The organism is Rahnella sp. R3(2024) (assembly GCF_042920125.1).
Classification (GTDB): Bacteria; Pseudomonadota; Gammaproteobacteria; order Enterobacterales; family Enterobacteriaceae; genus Rahnella; species Rahnella rivi.
The window spans coordinates 1,504,574-1,530,504 of the sequence record NZ_JBHGBU010000001.1 but is presented as its reverse complement, the minus strand read 5'-3'; the positions used below and the strand labels follow the sequence as shown (position 1 = coordinate 1,530,504).

Sequence of the window (25,931 nt, the reverse complement as noted above, 5' to 3'; positions counted from 1 at the left end):
GAAGTGCCTTAGCGTTAACTCTGAACAGGAACCTGTAAAGGCGTTAGCCTGTCAGCTCATCCAGCGATCTTTTTTCTTGCGGCGCGGGATCAGGTGCGGCAACAGCAGACCCAGAACCAAACCGACGCCCGCCACACCGCCACCGTACATGAACCACTGTAAAATGATGGTGCGTTGCTTGTCGTCGAGCTGAACATTTACCGCGTTAACTTTCTTCTCGGCGATGATCTTCTGGTTTTTCAACTCCTGATTTTCTTTCTTCAGGGCGTTGATAATGCTGTCACTGGAGGCCACTTTGCTCTGCATTTCCGCAGTACGCTGGTTCCAGCTGGAATCGATATTCGTCAGCTTGTCCGTCAGCGTTTTTACCTGATTTTCAAGATCAGGTACACGGGTACGGATGCTCGGCAGATTGCTTAACTGATCGAGAGGGATCCAGGCGGTTTTCCCTTTTGAGTCAATGATTTCACCGTACTTAGTGCTGTCATTGACGCTGCGTAAGGTGACTTCATCACCGGCATTCAGCGTGCCAACAATGCGATACTGATTACCCGGACCACTGTGGATATAAGTAATCAAATCGTCGGAAATGTAGCGCTTCTCATCGGCATGAGCGCCCCAAGTGATGCTTAAGCCAAGCAAAGCGAAACCAATCAGGCGTAATTTATGCATTATTTCATCGTTTCTTTGTGAATTTAGGGAACGTGAAGTGTGGATCCGTCTTATCAGGATACGTCTTCTGGCAACCGCAGTTATTAGCGATCGCATTAATTTGGTGACCGATAGTAAGGGCAACAGTGTGACGACGCAATGCATAAACCGGAATGAGAACTATCTTACAATCCCGCAACATGCGGCTTGCGCGCAGTGCTTATGGTAGAATTGGACAGACGCATTTATCCCTTTTGGCAGCAAAGAATCGGTGTGAAGACCCTTATGACCGTAGAAATAGAATTAAAATTTATCGCCACCCCGGCCACCATTGCCGAGTTACCCGCGCAACTTGCTCGTTTTACCACTGAGCACACCGCGCCTTCGAAACTCACCAACATCTATTTTGAGACTGCGGAAAACTATTTACGTTCGCACGACATTGGCTTGCGTATCCGCGGTTTCGACGATCAGTATGAAATGACCCTTAAAACCGGCGGCAAAGTGGTGGGCGGTTTACACCAGCGGCCGGAGTATAACGTTGAGCTGAAAAAGCCGGTGCTTAAGCTCAGCGCATTCCCGAAAGATATCTGGCCGGAAGGCTGCAAGGTAGCGGCGCTGCAAAAAGCGCTGGCACCGTTATTCCGCACGGATTTCACCCGTGAGAAGTGGGTGATCACTTACGGCGAAAGCGAGATCGAACTGGGTCTTGATTTGGGCGAGGTGGTGGCGGGTGAATTGTCTGAGCCGCTGTCTGAAATCGAACTTGAGCTGAAAAAAGGTAACACCGCAGATTTACTGGCGCTGGCCGCAGAAATCGCTGAGCACGGCGGTTTACGTCAGGGTGGGTTCAGCAAAGCTGCGCGCGGTTACCATCTGGCGAAAGGCAATCCGGTACGTGAAATCAAACCGTTGCCGGTTTTCCAGGCCAAACCGAAAGCCACCGTGGAACAGGCGATGGCGGGCATGTTCGAGCTGGCGCTTGACCACTGGCAGTATCACGAAGAACTGTGGGCGCGCGGCGATAAACTGGCGCGTCCGGCAGTGTTGCAGGCCGTAGAGACTGTGCGTCAGATTCTGGTGCTGTTTGGCGGGCTGGTGCCGCGTAAGGCTTCTGCTGAGCTGCGCACCTTGCTGACTGACCTGGTGCCGGTGCTGGAACAGAAATCCGCCGATGCGCAGGAAGTCTGCTTCAGCGCTGCCTATCTGAAATGTAAGTTAGTGCTCACCTCATGGCTGACAATGTCGGGCTGGACGCCGTTTATCGATGATAAATCAGCGAAGAAGCTCGAAGGTTCTTTCAAACGCTTCTCCGACATCATGCTTGGCCGTACCGCTGCCGACCTGAAAGAAGCCTTTGCACAACCGCTGACCGAAGAAGGTTACCGCGACCAGCTGGCACGCCTGAAGCGTCAGATCATCACCTTCCATTTGCTGTCAGGTGCCTACCCTGAGCGTGACGTTGCCGCGTATCTGGCGGGCTGGACCGAGCTGCAACAGGCGATTATCCAGAAGCAACTGGCGCTGGAGGATTCTGCCCGTTCGCAGGCGTTGATGATGGATGCCTTCTGGCTAAACGGCCAGCCACGTTAATTGACTGATAAGCCTGGGCTCATTGCCCGGGCTTTTTTTTGCAAGGAATCTGATTTCATGTTGCCACTTTCCCCTGTTTTGCAAAGCCACGCCCGGAGTTTGCTTGAGCAATGGCGTGAACATCCTGAACATCTGCCTATTCCCGACGACGCTGCGCTGGCGGTGCTGGCCAGCAGTCAGTTCGTGACGGACAGCCTGCTGGCGTTTCCTCAGTGGTGGCATGAAATCGAACAAAATCCGCCGCAGTCGCAGGAATGGCAGTTTTACCGCCAGTGGCTGGAAGCCTCGCTAACCGGCGTCAGTGATGAAGCCGGTTTAATGAAGGCGCTGCGCCTGTTTCGCCGCCGGATACTCACCCGCATTGCCTGGTCACAGGCGGCCCAAACCAGCGAAGCGAAAGACACGCTGCAACAGCTGAGCGAGCTTGCGGAGTTATTGATCGTCAGCGCCCGCGACTGGCTGTATGACGCCTGTTGCCGTGAGTTTGGTACGCCGGTGAATGCGGCGGGGGAACCGCAGCGAATGCTGATCCTCGGCATGGGGAAACTGGGTGGCGGTGAGCTGAATTTCTCTTCGGATATCGATTTGATTTTTGCGTATCCGGAAAACGGCCAGACCCGCGGTGGTCGCCGTGAGCTGGAAAATTCGCAGTTTTTTGTGCGTCTCGGGCAGCGCCTGATTAAAGCGCTGGATCAGCCGACCATCGACGGTTTTGTATACCGGGTCGACATGCGCCTGCGTCCGTTTGGTGAAAGCGGGCCGCTGGTGATGAGTTTTTCTGCGCTGGAAGATTACTACCAGGAACAAGGACGTGACTGGGAGCGGTACGCGATGGTCAAAGCGCGTCTGATGGGCGGCGCGGAGGACAGCAGCAGCCAGGAACTGCGCAAGATGCTAAAGCCGTTCGTGTTCCGTCGTTATATCGACTTCAGCGTGATCCAGTCCCTGCGCAACATGAAAGGGATGATCGCCCGCGAAGTACGTCGCCGTGGTCTGAAAGATAATATTAAGCTGGGTGCCGGTGGTATCCGCGAAATCGAATTTATCGTGCAGGTTTTCCAGCTGATCCGTGGCGGGCGTGAACCGGCCCTGCAACAACGTGCCCTGCTGCCGACCTTGCAGGCGCTGGAAAAACTTGGACTGCTGCCCGTTGAGCAGGTTCTGCAACTGCGCGGCAGCTATTTGTTCCTGCGTCGTCTGGAAAACCTTTTGCAGGCGATCGCCGACGAACAAACCCAGACTCTGCCCGCGGATGAACTGAATCAGGCGCGTCTGGCCTGGGGAATGAATTATCCGGACTGGCCGCAGCTTCTTGATGCCGTGAATGCTCACATGCAGGCCGTGCGGGCGGTATTTAATGATCTGATTGGTGATGACACACCGGACGTCGACGACGATCAGCAGCAGTCGCAATTCAGCAGTTTGTGGATCGATACGCTGGAGCCTTCCGAGCTGGCGCCGTGGGTGCCGCTGCTGGATGACAATGCTCAACGTCATATCCTGCAGCAGATTGCCGAATTCCGTCGTGATGTCGATAAAAGGACCATCGGACCGCGTGGACGAGATCAGCTTGATTTGCTGATGCCGCGTTTACTGGCGCAGGTGTGTACCTATAAAAATGCCGATGTCACCCTGCAACGTCTGATGCAATTGCTGCTGAACATCGTCACGCGCACGACCTATATAGAACTGCTGGTGGAATATCCCGGCGCACTCAAACAGCTGATCCGGCTGTGCGCCGCCTCACCGATGGTTGCCTCACAGCTGGCGCGACACCCGCTGTTGCTCGATGAACTGCTCGATTCCCGCACCCTGTATCATCCGATTGAGCCCGGCGCGTACCGTGATGAATTGCGTCAGTACCTGATGCGTGTGCCGACGGAAGACGAAGAGCAACAGCTGGAAGCCGTCCGGCAGTTCAAGCAGGCACAACATCTGCGCATCGCCGCCGGTGATATTTCCGGCGCACTGCCGGTCATGAAAGTGAGCGACCATTTAACCTATCTGGCCGAAGCCATTCTGGACGTGGTTGTGCAGCAGGCATGGGATCAGATGGTCGTAAAATATGGCCAGCCGGCGCACCTTCAGCAGCGCGAAGGGCGCGGTTTTGCCGTGGTCGGGTATGGAAAACTGGGCGGCTGGGAGCTGGGTTACAGCTCAGATTTGGATCTGGTCTTCCTGCTTGATTGCGCGCCAGAAGTGATGACTGACGGCGAGCGCAGCATCGACGGACGTCAGTTTTACCTGCGTCTGGCGCAACGCATTATGCATTTATTCAGCACGCGTACCGCCTCCGGCATTCTCTATGAAGTCGATCCGCGACTGCGTCCTTCCGGTGCTTCCGGCATGCTGGTCAGCACCATCGAAGCTTTTGCCGATTATCAGGCCAGTGAAGCCTGGACCTGGGAACATCAGGCGCTGGTGCGCGCGCGGGTGGTGTACGGCGATCCGCAGCTGGCGCAGCAGTTCAACGCCACGCGTCACGATATTCTCTGCCGCGAGCGTGAGGGGGAGGGGCTGCGAAAAGAAGTCCGCGAGATGCGGGAAAAAATGTATGCCCACCTCGGCAGTAAAAAGTCCGCTGAATTTGATCTGAAAGCCGATCCGGGTGGCATCACCGATATTGAATTCATTGCACAATATCTGGTCTTACGCTTTGCACATGAGAAGCCGAAACTGACACGCTGGTCGGATAACGTCCGCATTTTCGAACTGATGGCGCAAAATGACATCATGCCTGAAGACGAAGCGCGAAATCTGACGCAGGCTTACGTCACGCTGCGCGATGAAATCCATCACCTCGCGCTGCAGGAACACGGCAGCAAAGTCGCCGCAGGCAGTTTTGCGACAGAACGTGAGCAAATCCGCGCCAGCTGGGCGAAATGGCTCGGCTGAGGGTTTTTAGTGGGGGAATAGGTGCTTGTGATATTATCCGGCGCACTATTTTTCTCTGTTTGGTTTTACCTGTTTTGGAGTCTTGGGATGAAAGTGACTTTGCCTGATTTTCACCGTGCCGGTGTGCTGGTGGTCGGTGATGTAATGTTAGACCGCTACTGGTATGGCCCGACCAACCGAATCTCACCGGAAGCGCCGGTACCGGTCGTGAAGGTGAATACCATCGAAGAACGTCCCGGCGGCGCGGCTAACGTGGCGATGAACATCTCATCCCTGGGTGCCTCTTCGCGTCTGATCGGCCTGACCGGTGTGGACGATGCGGCGCGCGCCCTGGGCGAGCGTCTGGCAGAAGTGAAGGTTCACTGCGATTTTGTCGCCTTACCGACGCACCCGACCATTACCAAACTGCGTATTTTGTCGCGCAACCAGCAACTGATCCGCCTCGACTTTGAAGAAGGTTTTGAAGGCGTCGATCTGCAACCGATGCTGACTAAAATCGAACAGGCCTTGCCGGAAAGCGGCGCGCTGGTGCTGTCAGATTATGCCAAAGGCGCACTGACAGAAGTGCAGAAGATGATTCAGCTGGCGCGAAAAGCCGGTGTGCCGGTACTGGTCGATCCTAAAGGATCTGATTTTGAGCGTTATCGCGGTGCCACGCTGCTGACGCCAAACCTGTCTGAATTTGAAGCGGTCGTCGGTCGCTGCAAAAACGAAGAAGAAATCGTCACGCGCGGTATGCAACTTATCGCCAGTTTCGAGCTTTCCGCATTACTGGTCACGCGGTCTGAGCACGGTATGACGTTGTTGCAGCCGGGCAAAGCACCTTTCCATATGCCTACGCAGGCGCAGGAAGTGTATGACGTGACCGGCGCCGGTGACACCGTCATTGGTACGCTGGCTGCGGCGCTGGCGGCAGGCAATACGCTGGAAGAATCCTGTTTCCTGGCTAACGCCGCGGCGGGCGTGGTGGTGGGTAAACTCGGTACATCAACTGTATCTCCGGTCGAACTGGAAAATGCTATCGGTGGCCGTTCTGACGTCGGTTTCGGCGTGATGACTGAAGAGCAACTGAAAGCCGCTGTGGCCATGGCGCGTCAGCGCGGCGAGAAAGTGGTGATGACCAACGGCATTTTTGACATCCTGCATGCCGGCCACGTTTCCTATCTGGCGAACGCGCGCAAGCTGGGCGATCGTCTGATCGTCGCGGTGAACAGCGATGCGTCCACCAAACGTCTGAAAGGGGAAACCCGTCCGGTGAATGCGCTGCAAAACCGCATGATCGTGCTGGGTGCGCTGGGCGCAGTGGACTGGGTTGTGGCGTTTGAAGAAGACACCCCACAGCGTTTGATCGCCGGGATCTTGCCGGATCTGCTGGTCAAAGGCGGCGATTATAAACCGGAGCAGATTGCCGGCAGTGAAGAAGTCTGGGCTAACGGCGGCGAAGTCCGCGTGCTGAATTTTGAAGACGGATTATCGACCACCAAAATCATTAATCAGATCAAATCACAGGAGTGATCCTGTCTTCGACACGCTGACCGAAGGGCTTATCTGATAAGCCCTTTTTTTTAGCTTTTGAATTACAGACGCCAAAAAGGAAATGACTCAGTTGTGAGCGGATTAAAACAGGAATTAAGTCTGGCGCAGGGCGTCGGGTTGCTTTCCACCTCGTTACTCGGTACCGGTGTTTTCGCCGTGCCCGCGCTGGCGGCACAGCTGGCGCAAAACGACAGCCTGTGGGCATGGCCGGTGCTGATCCTGCTGGTGTTTCCCATTGCCATTGGTTTTGCCGCGCTCGGACGACACTTCCCCAGCGCAGGCGGTGCGGCACATTTCGTTGGCAAAGCCTTTGGACCGCACATGGCGAGGGTCACCGGCTGGCTCTTTTTGTCAGTGATCCCGGTCGGTTTGCCTGCCGCGCTGCACATCGCCGCTGGCTTCTGGCAGGCAGCATTTGGCTGGAGCAGTGAAAATCTGCTGCTTGTCCAGCTTGGCACACTGCTGGTCATCTGGTTCCTCGGCACGCGCAGCGCCGGTTCCAGCGCCAATATTCAGACGCTGATTGCAGCGCTGGTGATCGCGCTGGTTGTTGCGATCTGGTGGAAAGGTGATATTTCATTGCCGCAAATTCCGCTGCCCGCCATTCACGATATCTCGCCATCGAACCTGTTTGACGCGCTGGCCGTGATGTTCTGGTGCTTCGTCGGCCTGGAAGCTTTTGCCCATCTGGCGACGGAGTTTCGTCATCCGGAACGCGATTTTCCGCGCGCGTTACTCATCGGTATGCTGGTCGCCGGTGCGGTCTACTGGGGGTGTACCGTGGCGGTGCTGAAATTCCACGCCTGGGGTGAGGGGCGGGAAGCGGGCGCGTCATTACCGGGCATCGTGGTGCAATTGTTCGGGCAGAAAGCGTTGTGGGTGGCCTGTATTATTGGCTATCTGGCGTGCTTTGCCAGCGTCAATATTTATACTCAAAGCTTCGCCCGGCTGGTGTGGTCACAGGCGCAACTGAAACCGCAGAGCAAGCTGGCACAACTTTCGGCTCAGCGCGTGCCGGTGGCGGCACTCAATCTGGTGGTCGGCTGCTGCGTGCTGTTTACCTTGCTGATTTACTGGCTCCATTTGCCGCTCGATGCGCTGATCACTTATGCCAACGGGATCTTCATCCTGATCTATTTATTGTGCATGCTGGCGGGCTCGCGGATCCTGAAAGGGCGTTCGATCTGGATGGCGCGGCTTGGCGCGGTGCTGTGTTGCGGATTGCTGGCGATGGTGGGCTGGAAAGCCTCGTATGCGTTGATCATATTTGCCGCGCTGTGGCTGCTGCTGCCCCGCGCGAAAACCGTGCTTCACACCCGATAATTTCTGAGTGCGATAAAAGCAAAAGGCCTGCTGTGCAGGCCTCGGTCATTTCTGGCTTACTGAAAATCAGACCGGATCTTGTGGTTTTTCTGCGTCCGCCAGTTTCGCTTCCAGCGCGGCCAGACGTTGCTCCAGCACAGCCAGTTTTTCGCGGGTGCGCAGCAGAACCTGCGTCTGTACGTCAAACTCTTCGCGATTGACTAAATCCATGCGGCTGAACTGTGCCTGCAATACCTGGCGGATTTTCTTTTCGGCATCCTCACCAAACTCACGGAACCCTTTTGGCAGGGATTCGTGAACCTGGCGGGCGATTTGTTCAATTTTTTTCGGGTCAATCATATTATTTCCTTTTCTCGAAGGAGATGCTTTTGACTAGTGTAATCGCTGATGACGTTTCTATAAACCTTTCGGGGCACTAATTGGCCAAACCGCAGGATTGCTCTGGTCATTTATTGGCGTTATAGTTGGTTTGCTTATTCTCAGGGCGGGGTGAAAGTCCCCACCGGCGGTAAACCACAGCGTACCGGAAGGCCATAAATCCTTCCACGTGGAAGCCCGCGAGCGCTCAATCCTTCGGGGTTAGAGGTCAGCAGATCCGGTGTAATTCCGGGGCCGACGGTTAAAGTCCGGATGGGAGAGAGTAACGATTCAAGCCGGACAAGCTTTGTCCGCTGCGTTATTTTTTATAACTGTAGCACGCCATCAGGCCGCTGCAGCTAGCCTCCTCAAGACGCCCTGATTCTGGTAATCCACATACAGAACATGAGGTTATTTTTACCATGAATCAGACCCTACTTTCCGAATTCGGTACACCCGCTGAACGCGTTGAGCGTGCTATTGACGCTATTCGTAACGGCGTTGGTGTGATGGTACTGGATGACGAAGATCGTGAAAACGAAGGCGATTTAATCTTTGCCGCTGAAAACATGACCGTTGCGCAAATGGCGTTGACCATTCGTCACGGCAGCGGGATTGTGTGCCTCACCATGAACGAAGACAGCCGTAAAAAGCTCGATCTGCCGATGATGGTGGAGAACAACTCCAGCCAGTTCCAGACACCTTTTACCGTGACCATTGAAGCAGCTGAAGGCGTGACGACCGGTGTTTCTGCCGCTGACCGCATCACCACCATTCGCACCGCCATCAAAGATGGCGCGAAACCTTCCGACCTGAGCCGCCCGGGGCATATCTTCCCGCTGCGCGCGCAGGCTGGCGGTGTGCTGACCCGTGGCGGCCATACCGAAGCGTCTATCGATCTGGTGACACTGGCCGGGCTTAAACCTTTCGGCGTGCTGTGTGAGCTGACCAACGATGACGGCAGCATGGCGCATGCGCCTGAAGCCATTGTCTTTGCGAAACAACATAATATGCCCGTTGTTACGATCGCGGACCTGGTGGAGTATCGTCAGGCGCAGACCCGTCAGGCAAGCTGACAGAGCGTTATTCCCGTTCGAAGGCCGCTTATGCGGCCTTTTTGCTTTTTATTCCCGAATTTTGTCTTTACCGCCTTTTTTAACGTCATGTCTGCGCATCACCTTTGGTTTTTCCCTTCAAATTTATTGAACATCTCCTTCACCGTTATCCGGCTGTCACCGCCAGTCAAAAAGAGTACCGTATTGGCATTACGCGGAAGGTGGTTCACCGCCCGCTCTCTTTCATTTGCGGTAAGGAATTCATGATGACGACTCAACGTATGCCCGCACTTTTCTTAGGTCACGGCAGCCCGATGAACGTGCTGGAAGATAATACGTATACCCGTGCCTGGCATGCGCTGGGCGAATCACTGCCGAAACCAAAGGCGATTCTGGCGGTATCTGCACACTGGTTTACCCGCGGGACCGCCGTGACGGCAATGGAAAACCCGCGCACTATTCACGATTTCGGTGGTTTTCCGCAGGCGCTGTTCGACAAACGTTATCCAGCACCTGGCTCCCCGGCACTGGCAAAACGTGTCCAGGAATTGCTCAGCCCGATAAATGTTCTGTCTGATACCAGTGAATGGGGCTTCGACCACGGAACCTGGGGTGTGTTGATCAAGATGTATCCGCAGGCAGATATTCCGGTGATCCAGTTGAGTATCGACGGAACCCAACCGCCGGAATATCACTATGAGCTGGGTAAAAAACTTGCGGTTCTGCGTGACGAAGGGGTGATGATCGTCGCCAGCGGGAACGTGGTCCATAATCTGCGCATGGTGAAATGGGACGGAAAGGGCGAGCCTTATCCGTGGGCGACTTCTTTCGAGAACTTTGTGAAAGATAATCTGAGCTGGAAGGGTGAGGCGAAGGATCATCCTCTGGTGAACTTTATGGATCATGAAGGGGGAGCGTTATCGAATCCGTCACCGGATCACTATTTGCCATTGTTATATATTTTAGGGGCATGGAACGGTGAGGAGCCGATCACGCAGCCAACCGACGGGATCGTCATGGGATCGTTGTCGATGTTGTCCGTTCAGGCAGGTTAATTCGGTGAATAAAAGGGATAATGAAAGATCACATTATCCCTTTTTAGTTTTTTTATCCGACGATGGTATGCGGATAGAAACGTGACAGATCCTGTGTGATCAGCGCTTTATCTTCACGGATGCCGATCCCACAAGGCTGATCGTTGACCAGCCAGCTGCCGATCAATGTGTAACTGCCTTCAAACACCGGCAGCGGGTGGAACTGCTGCACAATCATCCCTTCCGCGCCATACGGCCCCTCGACACGGGCCACTTCCTGACCTTTCTCGATGACCTTGATATTAGCCCCTTCGCGTGAAAACAGCGGTTTCACCACGTAGTGATCCAGTTCAGGATGCGGGTCTTCGGCAAAATACGCCGGTAACAGATTCGGGTGATCCGGGAACATTTCCCACAGCAACGGCAGTAATGCTTTGTTGGAAAGAATGGCTTTCCAGGCGGGTTCCAGCCAGCGTACACCGGCATCTTCCAGCTTGGTAGCGAAGATCTCGCGGAACATAAATTCCCACGGATAAAGCTTAAACAGATTGGAAATCACCTGATCCTGCGGATCGGTAAATTGCCCGCGCTCGCCCAGACCGATCTCTTCGATATACAGAAACTCGCTCGCCAGTTCCGCTTCCAGCGCACAATCCTGCAGATATTGCACCGTGCCGCGATCTTCTTCCGTGTCCTGACAGCAGGCGATGTGTAAGAGTGAGAAACCATGCTGATTTTTCAGCTCGGCAAACCGTGCGATCAGTTTATCCTGCAGACTGTTGTACTGATCCGCGTCCTGCGGCAAATTGCCCGCCGCGATCTGATCTTCAAGCCAAAGCCACTGAAAGAACGCTGCCTCGTACAAGGACGTTGGCGTATCGGCGTTATTTTCCAGGAGCTTAGGCGGATTGATGCCGTCATAGGCCAGATCCAGACGCGAATACAGCGAAGGCTGATTCGTCCGCCAGGAATGGCGAACAAATTCCCAGACGTGTTTTGGGATCTGAAACTTCGCCATCAGCGCATCGTCGCCCACCACGCGTTCGACCACTTTCAAACACATCTGATGAATGTCAGCGGTGGCATCTTCAATCTCTTCGATTTGCGCCAGCGTGAACTGATAATAGGCATCTTCACACCAGTAAGGTTCGCCATACATGGTGTGAAAATTGAAGCCAAACTCGGTGGCTTTTTCGCGCCAGTCCGGGCGCTCGGTCACAGGTAAACGTTTCATCTGTGCCTTAGCCACCCATGCTGCGGCCAGCGCTGCGCGGAGCGGCGGTTGAGCTACGTTGCATCGATGTCTGTTTTGCTACGCTTTCACCAAAACCGCCACGGGTGATGGTTTTAGTCACGGCTGGTTTCGGCGCCATCGCGGTTTTAGGCACGTTCATGGTTCGGCCGCCAGCCGTTGCAGGACCGTAATTTTTACCGGTCGCATCAACGAATTTACCGTTCGCCGGGCTTGCCGGATTTTTAGAACTGAAGAGTGGCTGCTGTGCATACGCTCCGCCACTCATCATGCGGCCCATCATGTAGCCTGCCATCAGTGGCATCCACATGCTGCCACTGCTCTGGCCTTCGGCGGAAGCCACACCGGCCTGTGCCGGCGTTTGTGTGCACTGACCTTCGCCGAATTCGGCGATACAGTCTTCGCGGCTGGCGTATTTCGGGGCGGTTTTTTCGGCGTCTTTTTTCGCGGCATCATAAGCTGCGACACACTGCGCGCTGCCGGACGGATTCGCTTTAGAGCAGTCATCCGCGTTCTGATACAAAGAAACCGTTTCGTCGGTTTTTTCACAGCCAGACAGCATAAATACGGCGCTGACAGCCAGTGCGACAGGCGTCATTCGAGAGCTGCGCCAGGATTTTCGGAAGGTTGCCAGGTTGACGTGTTGTGTCCGTTTCATCGTTCTTATCCCATTCACAGGGCTTTTTCGCCCTTTCCCAGTAGGGTTTAAGGATAGGGGAAAGCGGGTTATTGTTAAAGCAGCGAAAGCCAATTGTTACCAGACTTTACAGAGGGACGTGACAGAGACAAAAAAAAGCAGCCTTTTCAGGCTGCCTCAGGGGATTTCGCTCTACAAAACGGTGTCTTTCAGACTCAGTTTTGGAAAGGATTTCTGCTTTTCTGCGCAACTGGCGCTGTGGTGGTCGCGCTGGCTCTTTCAGTGCGCGGTGCAGTTGCCTGCGTGCCGTCACTGTTATAGCCGTCAGCCGCCGCATCCTGATTTGGCGTTTCAGGCGCAACCTGATCCGGCGCCGTAGGTACCGGTTTACCCAGCGCACCATTAAGTGCCAGCAGGTCACTTTCGTTCAGTGTACCCAGCGCTGACTTGATGTTCAGCTGGTTAATCAGATAGGTATAACGCGCGCTGGAAAGCTGTTGCTTGGCGTTGTACAGCGTGGTGGTGGCATCGAGCACATCAACGATAGTTCGGGTACCGACCTGGTAACCGGCTTCCATTGCATCTAAAGAACTCTGAGCAGAAACAACGGCTTGTTTATAAGCGTTGATGCTGCTGATAGAGGCAGAGATGTTGTTGAAGGAGGAACGAACGGTTTGAACCACGCTACGGTGTGCGCTTTCAAGCTGTTCGCTTGCACCCACGAAGTTGTACTGAGCCTGTTTCACCTGAGATGTGACAGAACCGCCGCTGTACAGTGGCAGAGAGAAGCTCAGGCCAATTTTATTCTGGCCAGCGTCGGCATCCTGATAGCTTGAAGCGCCACCGGTTTTGTCGCCGTTGTATTTGGTGTTGCTGATGCCGGTAGAGGCGGTCAGATCCACCGTTGGCATATGACCGGTTTCAGCATAACGGATTTGCTCGCGAGCCAGATCTTGTGACAGACGTGCTGACAGCAAGCTCAGGTTACGGCTTTCGGCTTCTTTCAACAGCGTGGCGACCGGTTGCGGGCGCGTGGTGTTGAAATTGTCAACGTTGAGAGAAGACAGCTGCGGGTAATAAGTCCCGGTCACCTGACGCAGGGATTCCAGCGCATTATCCAGGTTGTTGCGTGCGGTAACTTCATTCGCCAGCACGGTGTCGTATTGTGAACGGGCGTTCTGCACGTCAGTGATGGCAACCAGACCCACGTTAAAACGCTGAGTGGTTTGATCTAACTGACGGTAAATAGCCTGTTTCTGCGCTTCGGTATAAGAGAGTGAATCGATCGCACTCAATACATTAAAATAGGCCGTCGCAGAATTAAGGATCAAAGATTGTTGATCCGTCTGATAAGACACATCCTGAATACCGGCAGTTTTTTCCTGCAACGTCAGGGCGCGCCATTTTGACATATCAAAAAGGGTCTGCGTTAATTGCAGGCTGGCGCTGCCAACATTGCTGTTTACGCCATTCGCATCGCGGTAACCATTGGTATAACCATAATCCGCACCCAAACCGAGTTGCGGTAATAAAGGACTGCGGCTTTCGTTAATTTTTTCGAATGCGGCATCCCGGTCAGCAGCTGATTTACGCAGGTCGGGGTTACTCGTCCTGGCCTGCTGATAGACCTGCATCAGGTTTTCGGCCTGGCTTATCGTACTAAAGCCGCCCAGGCTGAGTCCGATGAGAAGGGGGAGCAGTTTCTTCATTTGCATTCCTTGTTGTGCAGCAATGTTGTTATGTATGGTGACGCAGTCAAATAATCGAATAGACGCGGATTCTAGCAGAGACAGGCTAGCGGGTAGGTTGGCTTAACGTGCCTTACCCGCGGAATGAGCCTAAATCTATCACAAACAACCTTGATTATTATTAACGCATTTTCATCAAATTGACCTCAAAAGGCGATAAATTACCTTTATGAGGCATTAAAGGAGAACGCTCCATGTCTTCATTTAAAGGTTCACCGGTAAGTTTCGGCAAAGATGATGTAGAAATTATTGCACGTGAGCCACGATATAAAGGTTTTTTTTCTATTATTGCATATCGGTTTCGCCATCGTTTGTTTAATGGCGAAATGAGTGGCGAGGTTGTGCGTGAGGTTTTTGAACGCGGGCATGCCGCGGTGTTATTACCTTATGATCCGTCACGCGATGAGGTGGTGTTGATCGAGCAGATCCGCATACCATGTATTGATTCCAGTGATACACCATGGCTTCTGGAGATGGTCGCCGGTATCATTGAAGAGGGCGAAACGGTAGAAGAAGTCGCCCGCCGTGAAGCGCTGGAAGAAGCGAACATTGTGGTGAAGCGTTGCAAACCGGTGCTGAATTATTTAGCCAGCCCCGGCGGGACCAGCGAACGTCTTTCCATTATGGTCGGTGAAGTCGACGCCACAACGGCAGAAGGAATTCACGGTCTGGAAGCAGAGAATGAAGACATCCGGGTACACGTCGTCAGCCGCGAGCAGGCTTACCGCTGGGTGGAAGAAGGAGCGATAGACAATGCGGCATCAGTGATTGCTCTGCAATGGCTGCAACTGCACTATGAATCCCTGAGAAAAGAGTGGGCCAACGAATGATTAAGCGCTATACCCCTGATTTCCCTGAAATGATGAGATTGTGTGAAACCAATTTCGCACAATTGCGACGTTTAATGCCGCGCACCGATGAGCCCGGCGAAACAGTGACATATCAGGTAAGTAGCGCCAAGTATCGTCTGACGATCCTCGAATCGACACGCTATACGTCTCTGGTGGAGATAAAACAAACGGCACCTGCGGTCAGTTACTGGAGTCTGCCGTCGCTGACGGTTCGGCTTTATCATGATGCGATGGTGGCTGAAGTGTGTGCAAGTCAGCAGATTTTCCGCTTCAAAGCACGTTATGATTATCCTAATAAAAAGTTGCATCAGCGTGATGAAAAGCATCAAATTAACCAGTTTCTTGCGGACTGGCTGCGTTATTGCCTTGCGCACGGAGCGATGGCAATTCCGGTTTGTTAGACAGACTTCAATAACAAGGGAAACGATTTGGAAAGCCTGTTTAAACTGCCTTTGGTAAATGGGGCCAAAGTCAGAGTTCTACAGATTACAGATACCCATCTTTTTGCCGGTGAAGATGAAACGTTGTTGGGCGTGAATACGTTTAACAGCTATCGCGCGGTGCTGGACGCTATAAAGGCGCAGCAGCGTGAAGTCGATATCATCGCCGCGACGGGGGATTTGGCTCAGGATCAGTCGGTGGCGGCATACCAGCAATTTTGCCGTGGCATCAGTGAACTGCCTGCGCCTTGTGTCTGGCTTCCGGGAAATCATGATTTCCAGCCAGCGATGTTTGACACCCTGCGCGAAGCCGGGATCATCCCGTCGAAGCACGTGCTGGTTGGCGAACACTGGCAAATCATTCTGCTTGATACTCAGGTATTTGGCGTGCCTCACGGCGAGCTGAGCGAATATCAGCTGGAGTGGATGGAGCGCTGCCTGCAGGCCTGGCCTGACCGCTACACCCTGCTGATGCTGCATCATCATCCGTTGCCCTCCGGGTGTACCTGGCTCGATCAGCACAGCCTGCGCAACGCGCACATGCTGGCCAATACGCTGGTGAACTACCCGAAAGTGAATACGCTGCTGTGCGGGCATATTCATCAGGAACTGGATCTCGACTGGTATGGCCGTCGCTTGTACGCCACGCCATCAACCTGCGTACAGTTCAAACCTCACTGCACCAATTTTACGATTGATACCGTTGCACCGGGCTGGCGTTATCTGGATTTGTATCCGGATGGTCGCGTTGAGACGCAGGTATTTCGTCTCGAATCCACAGAGTTTCATCCCGATACGGAATCGGACGGCTACGAATGAATACCCTTTTGTATCTGCACGGGTTTAACAGTTCGCCTAATTCCGCGAAAGCCACGTTAATGAAAAACTGGCTGGCGGAACATCATCCGGCCATCGAGATGGTGATCCCCCAGCTTCCGCCGTATCCGTCCGAAGCGGCAGAACAACTGGAAACACTGGTGATTCAACATGCCGGTAAAAAACTGGGCATTGTCGGCTCCTCCCTCGGCGGCTATTACGCGACCTGGTTGTCGCAGTGTTTTGCCGTCCCCGCGGTGGTGGTGAACCCGGCGGTGAAGCCTTATGAGCTGCTGATCGACTTTCTTGGGCAAAATGAGAACCCCTACACCGGCCAACAATATGTGTTAGAGTCACGCCACGTTTACGATCTGAAAGTGATGCAGATCGAACCGCTGGAGTCACCGGATTTACTCTGGTTATTACAGCAAACGGGCGATGAAGTTCTCGATTACCGTCAGGCTGTGGCCTATTACACCACCTGTCGCCAGACGGTCGAACCCGAGGGAAATCATGCATTTGTCGGCTTTGAACGCTATTTTTCGCCGATTGTCGATTTCCTCGAACTGGCCGCAGACTAATATCGCAGGGTGACGTTTTCCCCGGATTTTTGGCGTCTGCGCGCTGCCAGTGCTTTCCTCCCGCCCACATACTGTATCGTTAGCCCACAAACCTATGAGCCACGAATAATCAACGATGAGCCAATCTACTTATAACGCGGATTCCATAGAGGTCCTCAGCGGACTCGAACCGGTGCGCCGCCGTCCGGGCATGTACACTGATACCACCCGGCCAAACCACCTCGGCCAGGAAGTTATTGATAACAGCGTGGATGAGGCATTAGCCGGCCACGCCAAACGCATCGAAGTGATCCTTCATGAAGACCAGTCGCTGGAAGTCATCGATGATGGCCGCGGCATGCCGGTGGATATCCACGCCGAAGAGGGCGTGCCGGCAGTCGAACTGATTTTCTGCCGTCTGCACGCAGGCGGTAAATTCTCCAACAAAAACTACCAGTTCTCCGGCGGCCTGCATGGCGTGGGGATCTCAGTGGTGAACGCCTTATCTAAACGTGTCGAAGTGGCGGTAAAACGCGGCGGCGAAGTGTATGAGATGGCGTTCGAAAATGGCGATAAAGTGCAGGATTTGCACGTTACCGGTACCTGCGGCAAACGCAATACCGGCACCAGCGTACATTTCTGGCCAGACGTCAGTTTCTTCGACAGCCCGCGTTTTTCGGTCAGCCGCCTCAGCCATTTGCTGAAAGCCAAAGCCGTACTGTGCCCTGGCGTTGAAATCATTTTCAAAGACAAGGTGAATAACACCGAGCAACGCTGGTGTTACGAAGACGGGCTGACCGACTACCTGATGGAAGCGGTAAACGGCCTGATCACGTTGCCTGAAAAAGCCTTTGTCGGAGCCTTTGCCGGTGATATCGAAGCGGTAGACTGGGCGCTGCTGTGGCTGCCTGAAGGCGGCGAGCTGCTGACGGAAAGCTACGTTAACCTGATCCCCACGATGCAGGGCGGGACGCATGTTAACGGACTGCGTCAGGGCCTGCTGGATGCAATGCGTGAGTTTTGCGAATTCCGCAATATTTTGCCGCGCGGCGTCAAACTCTCGGCGGAAGATATCTGGGAGCGCTGTGCCTATGTGCTGTCGGTAAAAATGCAGGATCCGCAATTCGCCGGTCAGACCAAAGAGCGTCTCTCCTCGCGCCAGTGCGCAGCATTCGTTTCCGGTGTGGTGAAAGATGCTTTCAGCCTGTGGCTGAATCAGAACGTGCATGCAGCAGAACAGCTGGCGGAACTGTGTATTTCCAGTGCGCAGCGTCGTTTGCGTGCCGCGAAAAAAGTGGTGCGTAAGAAACTCACCAGCGGCCCTGCGCTGCCGGGCAAACTGGCAGACTGTACGTCGCAAGACCTGAACATGACCGAACTGTTCCTGGTGGAAGGGGATTCCGCAGGCGGTTCTGCCAAACAGGCGCGCGATCGCGAATACCAGGCGATCATGCCGCTCAAAGGTAAGATCTTAAATACGTGGGAAGTCTCTTCTGACGAAGTGCTGGCGTCTCAGGAAGTGCACGATATTTCCGTGGCGATCGGTATTGATCCCGACAGTGAAGACCTCTCACAACTGCGCTACGGCAAAGTCTGTATTCTTGCGGATGCGGACTCCGACGGTTTACACATCGCCACACTGCTTTGCGCGCTGTTTGTCCGCCATTTCCGTTCACTGGTTCGCGGCGGTCACGTGTATGTCGCCATGCCGCCTCTTTATCGTATCGATCTGGGCAAAGAAGTGTTCTATGCGCTGGACGAGCAGGAAAAAGAGGGTGTGCTGGATCAGCTGAAACGCAAAAAAGGCAAACCGAACGTACAGCGCTTTAAAGGGCTGGGTGAGATGAACCCGTTGCAGTTGCGTGAAACCACGCTCGATCCGAATACCCGTCGTCTGGTTCAGCTGACCATCGACGAAAATGATATCGACCAGACGCTGCGCATGATGGATATGCTGCTGGCGAAAAAACGGTCGGAAGATCGCCGTAACTGGTTGCAGGAAAAAGGCGATACAGCCGAACTGGACGTCTGATCCCTCAGCATGTTCCAAAAAAAATGCCGGACGCTTTGCAGCTCCGGCATTTTTGTTTTCTGATCCGCGCAGATCTTACGATTACGCTTTTTCGATAATATGGATCACTACATCCAGCACGTCGGCTTTAATGTTTTCGCGGTGTTTATCCATGTGCGCTGCCTGCTGATGCGCTTCAAGATGCGCCAGGCTTTCCCAGTCTTCCAGCATGAAAATGGAATCAGGTACGGTTTTACGCCATGGGATCTGGCCGTTGAAATCAATGTAAGGCTCATAGCGATGGCAGCCTTTCTCTTCGAGAACGCTGGGCAACAGCGCGGTAATCTTTTCCATAACCGACTCGCGACGGCCCGGTTTTACTTTGATTTCGGCGATAACAGTGATCATAACTACCTCATTACACGAATGACTTTTTACCTTAGGCCTGACCGAACACATTTTCAAGGTGTGCACGATAACGGGCGAAATCACCCTCGACGTCAGGTTGCTTGATCACATCGTTACACATGAACGTCGGCAGGGTATCCAGGCCGATGAACTGGTTGGCTTTATGCTGCGCCAGATACACGCCGTCAACGCCCACGCCGTGGAAGAACTGTTCTTTATCTTCGAACGCTTCCAGCGGTGCGTTCCAGGTGACGGAAAGCATGTAGCATTTGCCCTGTAACAGGCCGCCGGAACCGTATTTTTTCGCGGCATCAGAACGGGTACGGCCATCGCTGGCGTACAGTTTACCGTGGCCTTCGGTGAAGACTTCATCGATGTATTTTTTCAGCGTCCACGGCATGCCCATCCACCAGCCCGGTTGCTGATAAATGATGGCGTCGGCCCACAGATAGCTTTCGATTTCGGTTTGCACGTCGTAACCCTCTTCCAGCACAGTGACGCGCACGTCATGGCCTTTATCGCGCAGAAAGCTGGTGGCGACGTCGGTCAGGCTGTTGTTCAGCGCGCCTTTTGAGTGGGCAAAGGTTTTACCGGCATTGATGATCAGGATGTTGCTCATGGAGTTTTCCTTAAATTGAATTCTGGCCTTCAGGCTGTTACCACACAGTGTACCCAACCCTGTATCGCGAAAAAATGTGATATTGCGCACAAGACTATTGACGCAGATGCAATAATTGACCGATTTAGCTGACAAATGAGCGCGATGCCTGTCCGGTAATTGCTTAAAAACAACGCATAAACACAGCAACTGTGACAGCAATACGGCAGATGATGTACTATCGCGGACATCATTGCCTCGCGGCGGGTGCCTTTGCGTGCCCGCGCGGCAAGCTTCCTTAATTTCCAAAACGATAACGCCACGGGTCTGAGGATTAAACATCAATGAGCGAAATGACTCATGACGGAACAGAGCGTTTAGCACTGCACACGTTTACTGAGAACGCCTATCTCAACTATTCCATGTACGTCATCATGGACCGCGCGCTGCCGTTTATCGGTGACGGCCTGAAGCCGGTGCAACGCCGTATTATTTACGCGATGTCCGAGCTGGGCCTGAGTAATAACGCCAAATTTAAAAAATCCGCCCGTACGGTGGGTGACGTGCTGGGTAAATACCATCCGCACGGCGACAGCGCCTGTTATGAAGCGATGGTGCTGATGGCTCAGCCGTTCTCCTACCGTTATCCGCTGGTTGACGGGCAGGGTAACTGGGGTGCGCCGGATGACCCGAAATCCTTCGCGGCGATGCGTTATACCGAATCACGTCTGTCTAAATATGCAGAAGTGCTGCTGCGTGAGCTGGGTCAGGGTACGGTGGATTATGTCCCGAACTTTGACGGCACCATGCAGGAGCCGAAAATGCTGCCTGCGCGTCTGCCGAACATTTTGCTGAACGGCACCACCGGCATTGCCGTGGGGATGGCGACGGACATTCCGCCGCACAACATCCGGGAAGTGGCGGCCGCGGCAGTGGCGCTGCTGGAAAAACCGGGCAGCTCGCTGGATGATCTGCTGGAATTTGTGCAGGGTCCGGATTTCCCGACCGAAGCCGAAATCATTACGCCGCGCAGCGAAATCCGCAAAATGTACGAATCGGGCAAAGGCTCGGTGCGCATGCGTGCGGTCTGGCATAAAGAAGACGGCAGTGCGGTGATCACCGCGTTGCCGCATCAGGTGTCTGGCGCGAAAGTGCTGGAGCAAATCGCCAGCCAGATGCGGGCTAAAAAACTGCCGATGGTCGAAGATCTTCGTGACGAATCTGATCACGAAAACCCGACCCGCCTGGTGGTGGTGCCGCGTTCCAACCGTATCGATCTCGATCAGGTCATGAATCACCTGTTCGCCACCACCGATCTGGAACGCAGTTACCGCATTAACATGAATATGATCGGCCTGGATCATCGTCCGCAAGTGAAAGGACTGGTGGAAATTCTGACCGAATGGCTGGCCTACCGCCGTGATACCGTGCGCCGCCGCCTGAATTTCCGTCTGGATAAGGTGCTTAAGCGCCTGCATATCCTTGAAGGTTTACTGACGGCGTTCCTGAATATTGATGAAGTTATTCACATCATCCGTACCGAAGACGAACCCAAACCGGTGTTGATGCAACGTTTCGAACTGTCGGATACGCAGGCTGAAGCCATCCTTGAGCTGAAATTACGCCACCTGGCAAAACTCGAAGAAACCAAAATTCGGGGTGAGCAGGACGAGCTGGCGAAAGAACGCGATCAGCTGCAGGCGCTTCTGGGCTCTGAACGCAAACTCAGCACGCTGATCCGCAAAGAAATTCAGGCTGATGCCGAATCCTTTGGTGATGAACGCCGTTCGCCAATAACGGAACGCGAAGAAGCCAAGGCGATGAGCGAGCACGACATCCTGCCGTCAGAGCCGGTGACTATCGTCTTGTCTGAATCGGGTTGGGTACGCAGCGCCAAAGGCCACGACATTGACGCCGCCGGGCTGAGTTACAAAGCCGGTGACAGCTTCCGCGCTGCCGCCAGAGGCAAGACCAATCAGCCGGTGGTGTTTATCGACTCCACCGGGCGCAGCTATGCACTCGATCCAATGACACTGCCTTCCGCTCGAGGGCAGGGTGAGCCGCTGACCGGTAAGCTGACACCGCCGCCGGGCGCCACCATCGAACACGTCCTGATGGCGCAAGACGATCAGAAACTGCTGATGGCCTCCGATGCGGGCTACGGTTTTGTCTGTACCTTCAACGATTTAGTGGCGCGTAACCGTGCCGGTAAAGCGATGATTACTCTGCCGGACAACGCCAAAGCCTTTGCGCCAATCGAGCTTAATGGCGCAGACGACATGCTGCTGTCCGTGACGGCGGCGGGGCGCATGCTGTTATTCCCGGTGGCTGATTTGCCGCAGTTGTCGAAGGGCAAGGGTAACAAAATTGTTTCAATCCCATCGGCGCAGGCCGCTTCCGGCGAAGACAAACTCGCCTGGTTGCTGGTGTTGCCACCGCAGACGTCGATCACGTTGCACGTCGGAAAACGCAAACTGGTGCTGCGTCCTGAAGATTTGCAGAAATTCCGCGCTGAACGCGGGCGCAAGGGAACCCTTCTGCCACGTGGCCTGCAACGAATCGATCGCGTCGAAGTGGATGCGCCGGTTCGCAGCAAAGGTGGCGACAGCGAAGAATAACGCGCGGGCTTCATGGCACTGACAGGGCACATTTGTGCCCTGTCTACGTTGTAGAGTTCAGCTATTGTTTGAGACTGTTGTGCAGTGCAAAGATTTTACATTTGTATAAACAAAACCGTTGTATAGCGTTGAATCAGGCTTGAGAATAGCTCAGCGCACGGGATCTGAACTGCAAAGGTTTCTTACCGGCTTCGGCTGTAGTTTTAAGAGGATGTTATGTTATTTATTTTACGACTGATAATCGTGGTGATTTACTCGATCCTGGTGAGTATTTTTGGCTGTATTTATTGTCTGTTCAGCCCGCGTAATCCGAAGCATGTGGCGACGTTTGGTAAGTTATTTGGCCATCTGGCCCCCGTTTTCGGCCTGACCGTCGAAAAGCGTATTCCCGCACAAGCGCCAAATAACGGTAAATGTATTTATATCGCCAACCATCAAAACAATTACGACATGGTGACCGCGTCATCGGTTGTGATGCCGGGCACCGTGACCGTGGGCAAAAAAAGCCTGGTCTGGATCCCTTTCTTTGGTCAGCTGTACTGGCTTACCGGCAACCTGCTGATTGACCGTAATAACCGCGCGAAAGCCCACGGCACGATTTCGCAGGTTGTGAATCAGATTAAGAAAAAAGATCTGTCGATCTGGATGTTCCCGGAAGGGACACGCAGCCGGGGACGCGGCCTGATGCCGTTCAAAACCGGTGCTTTCCATGCCGCGATTTCCGCCGGTGTGCCGATCGTGCCGATTTGTGTGTCGAACACCAATGGCAAGGTCAAACTCAACCGCTGGTACAACGGCCACGTCATTGTTGAAATGCTGCCGCCTGTCGATACTACCGGCTATACGAAAGACCGTTTGCGCGAGTTGTCTGAGCACTGCCACAAGCTGATGGCGGATAAAATCGCCGAGCTGGACGCCGAAGTGGCGCAACGCGAAGCCGCAGATAAGAAATAAAATTCACTACCTACCACACCCGCTGCCATTGATGGCGACGGGGCTTACTTATGTTTTCATGGAGAAGATATGTCACTCAGTCGTCGCTCGTTCCTGCAAGCCTCCGGCGTGGCACTTGCCGCAGGTGCTCTGCCATTTAAAGCAGAAGCGAGTGGTTCGCAACCGGCCCTGCCCGTTCCGCCGCTGCTTGAATCGCGTCGTGGACAACCCCTGTTTCTCACTTTGCAGTCAGCCCACTGGTCGTTTCTGGGCGGTGCCAAAGCCCCGGTCTGGGGGATTAACGGCATGTATCTCGGGCCGACGGTGAAAGTGCACAGTGGTGATGACGTTAAGCTGATTTACAGCAACCGTCTGGCAGAACCGGTGTCGATGACCATCAGCGGTTTGCTCGAACCGGGTACGCTCACCGGTGGCGGCGCACGCATGATGTCGCCGGGCGTTGACTGGTCGCCGGTATTGCCTATCCGCCAGCCCGCTGCGACCTGCTGGTATCACGCCAACACCCCCAACCGCATGGCACCGCATGTCTATAACGGACTGGCGGGAATGTGGATTGTCGAAGACGAAATCAGTAAAAATCTGCCGTTGCCGAATCATTACGGTGTGGATGATTTCCCGCTGATCATTCAGGACAAACGCCTGGACAGTTTTGGCGTGCCGCAGTACGACACCCCAGCTTCCGGCGGATTCTTCGGCGATACCATGCTGGTGAATGGCGTGCAAAGTCCGTTCGTGGAAGTTTCACGCGGCTGGGTGCGTCTGCGTTTACTCAATGCCTCAAATGCCCGCCGTTACGAACTGAACATGAGTGATGGCCGCCCGTTCCACGTGGTCGCCTCGGATCTCGGGTTCCTGCCTGCACCGATGACCGTGCAGCGTTTATCGCTGGCGCCAGGTGAACGCCGCGAAGTGCTGGTGGATATGTCGCAGGGTGAAGAAGTGTCGATTACCGCCGGTGAAGCTGCGGGCGTGATGGAGCGTTTACGTGGGTTGTTTGAACCGTCGAGCATTCTGGTTTCCACGCTGGTGCTGACGCTCAAGCCGACCGGCCTGCTGCCGCTGGTGACAGATAATCTGCCGATGCGCTTGCTGGCGGATCAAATCCTTTCCGGCAACGTGATCCGCACCCGCGACCTGCGCCTCGGCGACAGTCAGCCGGGTGTAAATGGCGCGACCTGGGATATTAACCGGATTGACCTCACGGCCCAGCAGGGGACGTGGGAGCGCTGGACAATCCATGCGGATATGCCGCAATCGTTCCATGCCGAAGGGGTGTCTTTCCTGGTGAAAAGCGTCAACGGCGCTGCGCCGCTGGTGGAAGACGCCGGCTTTAAAGATACGGTGTGGGTCGATGGCGATGTGGAGCTGCTGGTGTATTTCAACCAGCCGTCGTACGAGCATTTCCCGTTTGTGTATCGCAGCGGGGCGCTGGAACTGGCCGACCGGGGTTCCGCCGGAAATATGCTGGTTCAGCCGTCGATGTAACGGCTTTTTGCCCGATAAAAAACCCGCCGCGGCGGGTTTTTGTTTTATGACGTTAAACGACTGGTTTACAGATCGTTTTTCGGATCAGGCCCAAGACGCTGGCTCTTGTCGAGCTTGGTGACTTCCGCCAGCTCTTCCTTCTCCAGTTTAAAATCAAACACGTCGAAGTTTTCACGGATGCGTTTTGGCGTCACGGATTTAGGGATCACAATCAGCCCGTTATCCAGATGCCAGCGGATCACGATCTGCGCTGGCGTTTTGTCGTACTTCTCCGCCAGTTTTTGAATCAGGGGTTGATCAAATACGCCTTCACCGCCCTGTGCCAGCGGGCTCCAGGATTCGGTCGCAATATTGTGCGTTGCGTTCCACGCATGCAGCTGACGCTGTTGCATCAGCGGGTGCAGCTCAATCTGGTTAACAACCGGGAAAATACCGGTTTCATCTTTCAGTTTCTGTAAATGCTCGAGAGGGAAGTTACACACGCCGACGCTCTTCGCCAGACCTTGTTCTTTGAGCTTGAGCAGCGCTTTCCAGGCTTCCACATAGTGGCCTTGTTGCGGTTGCGGCCAGTGAATCAGATACAGATCAACGTAATCTGTTTGCAGTTTTTTGAGGCTGGTTTCCAGCGCTTCAGGTGCGTTCAGCTGATCGTCATTCCACAGTTTGGTGGTGATGAACAGCTCTTCACGAGGAACGAGACGGGCGGCAAGGGCTTCGCCTACGCCTTCCTCATTCTTATAAATGGCGGCGGTATCGATGTGGCGATAGCCGGTTTCAATGGCGGTTTTCACCGCGGCACTGGCTTCCTGATTACTGGCTTTCCATACGCCAAGTCCTAACTGAGGCATCAGGTTGCCATCGTGAAGTTTTATGATGGGTTGCGTTGCCATGAGTTTCTCCTTAATGAGCAGAGTGCCCGCAAAATGCGCGGGCACAGAGAGGGATGGGGCTTTAGCCTGTGACTAAGTCTAGTTAACGAAACAGCATCTTGCTGAGCAAGCTACTGATTTTATTTTCAACGTAAAGCCAGCCGGACCGTTTTTACTGTAAGGCCAAATCGTCGCGCGGAAGATGCTCATTCCTGCTTAAGGCTTGCCTGTTTCTGCTTG

General features: G+C 54.1%; 22 protein-coding genes and 1 riboswitch. Of the genes, 14 read left to right on the top strand and 8 right to left on the bottom strand.

Features of this window, described 5'->3' with window-relative positions; all coding sequences use genetic code 11:
* Window positions 1-51 precede the first annotated feature (51 nt).
* On the bottom strand, window positions 52-672 hold the full coding sequence (locus ABSH60_RS06835; RefSeq protein WP_056773002.1) for a TIGR04211 family SH3 domain-containing protein: 621 nt from the start codon (window positions 670-672) through the stop codon (window positions 52-54).
* 264 nt (window positions 673-936) lie between these two features.
* Between ABSH60_RS06835 and ABSH60_RS06830 the strand changes: the two genes are divergently transcribed.
* From ABSH60_RS06830 to yjeH, 4 genes are all read left to right on the top strand, one after another.
* Window positions 937-2,244, top strand: coding sequence for a CYTH domain-containing protein (locus ABSH60_RS06830; protein WP_390973274.1), 1,308 nt, complete (start codon window positions 937-939; stop codon window positions 2,242-2,244).
* Between the two features lie 57 nt (window positions 2,245-2,301).
* Complete coding sequence (glnE, locus tag ABSH60_RS06825) at window positions 2,302-5,139, top strand: bifunctional [glutamate--ammonia ligase]-adenylyl-L-tyrosine phosphorylase/[glutamate--ammonia-ligase] adenylyltransferase (RefSeq protein ID WP_390973272.1); 2,838 nt, start codon at window positions 2,302-2,304, stop codon at window positions 5,137-5,139.
* Between the two features lie 87 nt (window positions 5,140-5,226).
* Entirely contained in the window at window positions 5,227-6,654 is a 1,428-nt protein-coding gene (gene hldE / locus ABSH60_RS06820; protein WP_056772995.1) for a bifunctional D-glycero-beta-D-manno-heptose-7-phosphate kinase/D-glycero-beta-D-manno-heptose 1-phosphate adenylyltransferase HldE, read from the top strand.
* A gap of 93 nt (window positions 6,655-6,747) precedes the next feature.
* Window positions 6,748-7,998 carry an L-methionine/branched-chain amino acid transporter gene (gene yjeH, locus ABSH60_RS06815; RefSeq protein WP_390973270.1) on the top strand — a complete coding sequence of 417 codons (1,251 nt, stop codon included), beginning with the start codon at window positions 6,748-6,750 and terminating at the stop codon, window positions 7,996-7,998.
* Between the two features lie 66 nt (window positions 7,999-8,064).
* Here yjeH and ABSH60_RS06810 read toward each other — a convergent pair whose 3' ends face one another.
* A complete protein-coding gene (locus ABSH60_RS06810) occupies window positions 8,065-8,337 on the bottom strand; it encodes an accessory factor UbiK family protein (protein WP_390973268.1) in 273 nt (90 codons plus the stop codon).
* Window positions 8,338-8,469: 132 nt separating this feature from the next.
* Window positions 8,470-8,644: riboswitch (FMN riboswitch) on the top strand.
* A gap of 133 nt (window positions 8,645-8,777) precedes the next feature.
* Here ABSH60_RS06810 and ribB point away from each other — a divergent pair.
* Both ribB and ygiD read left to right on the top strand, forming a co-directional pair.
* Complete coding sequence (gene ribB, locus ABSH60_RS06805; RefSeq protein WP_056772983.1) at window positions 8,778-9,431, top strand: 3,4-dihydroxy-2-butanone-4-phosphate synthase; 654 nt, start codon at window positions 8,778-8,780, stop codon at window positions 9,429-9,431.
* Between the two features lie 245 nt (window positions 9,432-9,676).
* Window positions 9,677-10,465, top strand: coding sequence for a 4,5-DOPA dioxygenase extradiol (gene ygiD / locus ABSH60_RS06800; protein WP_136374729.1), 789 nt, complete (start codon window positions 9,677-9,679; stop codon window positions 10,463-10,465).
* Window positions 10,466-10,517: 52 nt separating this feature from the next.
* Here the strand turns inward: ygiD and ABSH60_RS06795 are convergent, their stop codons facing one another.
* From ABSH60_RS06795 to tolC, 3 genes are all read right to left on the bottom strand, one after another.
* Window positions 10,518-11,678 (bottom strand): glutathionylspermidine synthase family protein, encoded by a 1,161-nt coding sequence (locus ABSH60_RS06795; RefSeq protein ID WP_390973266.1) that lies wholly within the window; start codon window positions 11,676-11,678, stop codon window positions 10,518-10,520.
* Window positions 11,679-11,685: 7 nt separating this feature from the next.
* On the bottom strand, window positions 11,686-12,354 hold the full coding sequence (locus tag ABSH60_RS06790; RefSeq protein ID WP_136374724.1) for a DUF1190 family protein: 669 nt from the start codon (window positions 12,352-12,354) through the stop codon (window positions 11,686-11,688).
* A gap of 194 nt (window positions 12,355-12,548) precedes the next feature.
* Window positions 12,549-14,042 (bottom strand): outer membrane channel protein TolC, encoded by a 1,494-nt coding sequence (tolC, locus tag ABSH60_RS06785; protein WP_056772971.1) that lies wholly within the window; start codon window positions 14,040-14,042, stop codon window positions 12,549-12,551.
* Window positions 14,043-14,275: 233 nt separating this feature from the next.
* Here tolC and nudF point away from each other — a divergent pair, with 233 nt between their 5' ends.
* The 5 genes from nudF (at window position 14,276) to parE (ending at window position 18,780) form a co-directional block, all read left to right on the top strand.
* Window positions 14,276-14,911, top strand: coding sequence for an ADP-ribose diphosphatase (gene nudF / locus ABSH60_RS06780; RefSeq protein ID WP_056772968.1), 636 nt, complete (start codon window positions 14,276-14,278; stop codon window positions 14,909-14,911).
* The gene (locus ABSH60_RS06775; RefSeq protein WP_072158072.1) at window positions 14,911-15,333 is read left to right on the top strand and encodes a DUF1249 family protein; all 423 of its coding nucleotides are present in this window, start codon (window positions 14,911-14,913) and stop codon (window positions 15,331-15,333) included. The genes nudF and ABSH60_RS06775 overlap by 1 nt, the downstream gene beginning before the upstream one ends.
* A gap of 27 nt (window positions 15,334-15,360) precedes the next feature.
* Complete coding sequence (gene cpdA, locus ABSH60_RS06770) at window positions 15,361-16,191, top strand: 3',5'-cyclic-AMP phosphodiesterase (RefSeq protein WP_122096466.1); 831 nt, start codon at window positions 15,361-15,363, stop codon at window positions 16,189-16,191.
* Window positions 16,188-16,769 carry an esterase YqiA gene (gene yqiA, locus ABSH60_RS06765; protein WP_122096465.1) on the top strand — a complete coding sequence of 194 codons (582 nt, stop codon included), beginning with the start codon at window positions 16,188-16,190 and terminating at the stop codon, window positions 16,767-16,769. Before cpdA ends, yqiA begins: the two co-directional genes overlap by 4 nt.
* Before the next feature lie 115 nt (window positions 16,770-16,884).
* A complete protein-coding gene (gene parE / locus ABSH60_RS06760; RefSeq protein ID WP_056772954.1) occupies window positions 16,885-18,780 on the top strand; it encodes a DNA topoisomerase IV subunit B in 1,896 nt (631 codons plus the stop codon).
* A gap of 81 nt (window positions 18,781-18,861) precedes the next feature.
* On the opposite strand, the gene ABSH60_RS06755 is transcribed toward parE, so the two are convergent.
* On the bottom strand, window positions 18,862-19,167 hold the full coding sequence (locus tag ABSH60_RS06755) for a putative quinol monooxygenase (protein ID WP_056772951.1): 306 nt from the start codon (window positions 19,165-19,167) through the stop codon (window positions 18,862-18,864).
* Between the two features lie 31 nt (window positions 19,168-19,198).
* Entirely contained in the window at window positions 19,199-19,786 is a 588-nt protein-coding gene (locus ABSH60_RS06750; protein WP_056772948.1) for an NAD(P)H-dependent oxidoreductase, read from the bottom strand.
* A gap of 323 nt (window positions 19,787-20,109) precedes the next feature.
* On the opposite strand from ABSH60_RS06750, the gene parC reads away from it, so the two are divergent.
* The 3 genes from parC (at window position 20,110) to ftsP (ending at window position 24,822) form a co-directional block, all read left to right on the top strand.
* Window positions 20,110-22,383: a DNA topoisomerase IV subunit A gene (parC, locus tag ABSH60_RS06745; protein WP_056772944.1), complete on the top strand. Its 2,274-nt coding sequence runs from the start codon at window positions 20,110-20,112 to the stop codon at window positions 22,381-22,383.
* Window positions 22,384-22,599: 216 nt separating this feature from the next.
* Complete coding sequence (locus ABSH60_RS06740; RefSeq protein WP_183850091.1) at window positions 22,600-23,337, top strand: 1-acylglycerol-3-phosphate O-acyltransferase; 738 nt, start codon at window positions 22,600-22,602, stop codon at window positions 23,335-23,337.
* A 69-nt stretch (window positions 23,338-23,406) separates the two neighbouring features.
* Complete coding sequence (gene ftsP, locus ABSH60_RS06735) at window positions 23,407-24,822, top strand: cell division protein FtsP (protein WP_056772937.1); 1,416 nt, start codon at window positions 23,407-23,409, stop codon at window positions 24,820-24,822.
* A 65-nt stretch (window positions 24,823-24,887) separates the two neighbouring features.
* Here ftsP and dkgA read toward each other — a convergent pair whose 3' ends face one another.
* Complete coding sequence (gene dkgA / locus ABSH60_RS06730; RefSeq protein WP_217203693.1) at window positions 24,888-25,712, bottom strand: 2,5-didehydrogluconate reductase DkgA; 825 nt, start codon at window positions 25,710-25,712, stop codon at window positions 24,888-24,890.
* Between the last annotated feature and the right edge of the window lie 219 nt (window positions 25,713-25,931).

Excerpts from the sequence above, each read along its gene's own strand:
- ABSH60_RS06835 (WP_056773002.1), bottom strand. The coding sequence starts at position 672 with ATGCATAAATTACGCCTGATTGGTTTCGCTTTGCTTGGCTTAAGCATC.
- ABSH60_RS06830 (WP_390973274.1), top strand. The coding sequence starts at position 937 with ATGACCGTAGAAATAGAATTAAAATTTATCGCCACCCCGGCCACCATT.
- glnE (WP_390973272.1), top strand. The coding sequence starts at position 2,302 with ATGTTGCCACTTTCCCCTGTTTTGCAAAGCCACGCCCGGAGTTTGCTT.
- hldE (WP_056772995.1), top strand. The coding sequence starts at position 5,227 with ATGAAAGTGACTTTGCCTGATTTTCACCGTGCCGGTGTGCTGGTGGTC.
- ABSH60_RS06810 (WP_390973268.1), bottom strand. The coding sequence starts at position 8,337 with ATGATTGACCCGAAAAAAATTGAACAAATCGCCCGCCAGGTTCACGAA.
- ribB (WP_056772983.1), top strand. The coding sequence starts at position 8,778 with ATGAATCAGACCCTACTTTCCGAATTCGGTACACCCGCTGAACGCGTT.
- ygiD (WP_136374729.1), top strand. The coding sequence starts at position 9,677 with ATGACGACTCAACGTATGCCCGCACTTTTCTTAGGTCACGGCAGCCCG.
- ABSH60_RS06795 (WP_390973266.1), bottom strand. The coding sequence starts at position 11,678 with ATGAAACGTTTACCTGTGACCGAGCGCCCGGACTGGCGCGAAAAAGCC.
- ABSH60_RS06790 (WP_136374724.1), bottom strand. The coding sequence starts at position 12,354 with ATGAAACGGACACAACACGTCAACCTGGCAACCTTCCGAAAATCCTGG.
- tolC (WP_056772971.1), bottom strand. The coding sequence starts at position 14,042 with ATGAAGAAACTGCTCCCCCTTCTCATCGGACTCAGCCTGGGCGGCTTT.
- nudF (WP_056772968.1), top strand. The coding sequence starts at position 14,276 with ATGTCTTCATTTAAAGGTTCACCGGTAAGTTTCGGCAAAGATGATGTA.
- yqiA (WP_122096465.1), top strand. The coding sequence starts at position 16,188 with ATGAATACCCTTTTGTATCTGCACGGGTTTAACAGTTCGCCTAATTCC.
- parE (WP_056772954.1), top strand. The coding sequence starts at position 16,885 with ATGAGCCAATCTACTTATAACGCGGATTCCATAGAGGTCCTCAGCGGA.
- ABSH60_RS06755 (WP_056772951.1), bottom strand. The coding sequence starts at position 19,167 with ATGATCACTGTTATCGCCGAAATCAAAGTAAAACCGGGCCGTCGCGAG.
- ABSH60_RS06750 (WP_056772948.1), bottom strand. The coding sequence starts at position 19,786 with ATGAGCAACATCCTGATCATCAATGCCGGTAAAACCTTTGCCCACTCA.
- parC (WP_056772944.1), top strand. The coding sequence starts at position 20,110 with ATGAGCGAAATGACTCATGACGGAACAGAGCGTTTAGCACTGCACACG.
- ABSH60_RS06740 (WP_183850091.1), top strand. The coding sequence starts at position 22,600 with ATGTTATTTATTTTACGACTGATAATCGTGGTGATTTACTCGATCCTG.
- ftsP (WP_056772937.1), top strand. The coding sequence starts at position 23,407 with ATGTCACTCAGTCGTCGCTCGTTCCTGCAAGCCTCCGGCGTGGCACTT.
- dkgA (WP_217203693.1), bottom strand. The coding sequence starts at position 25,712 with ATGGCAACGCAACCCATCATAAAACTTCACGATGGCAACCTGATGCCT.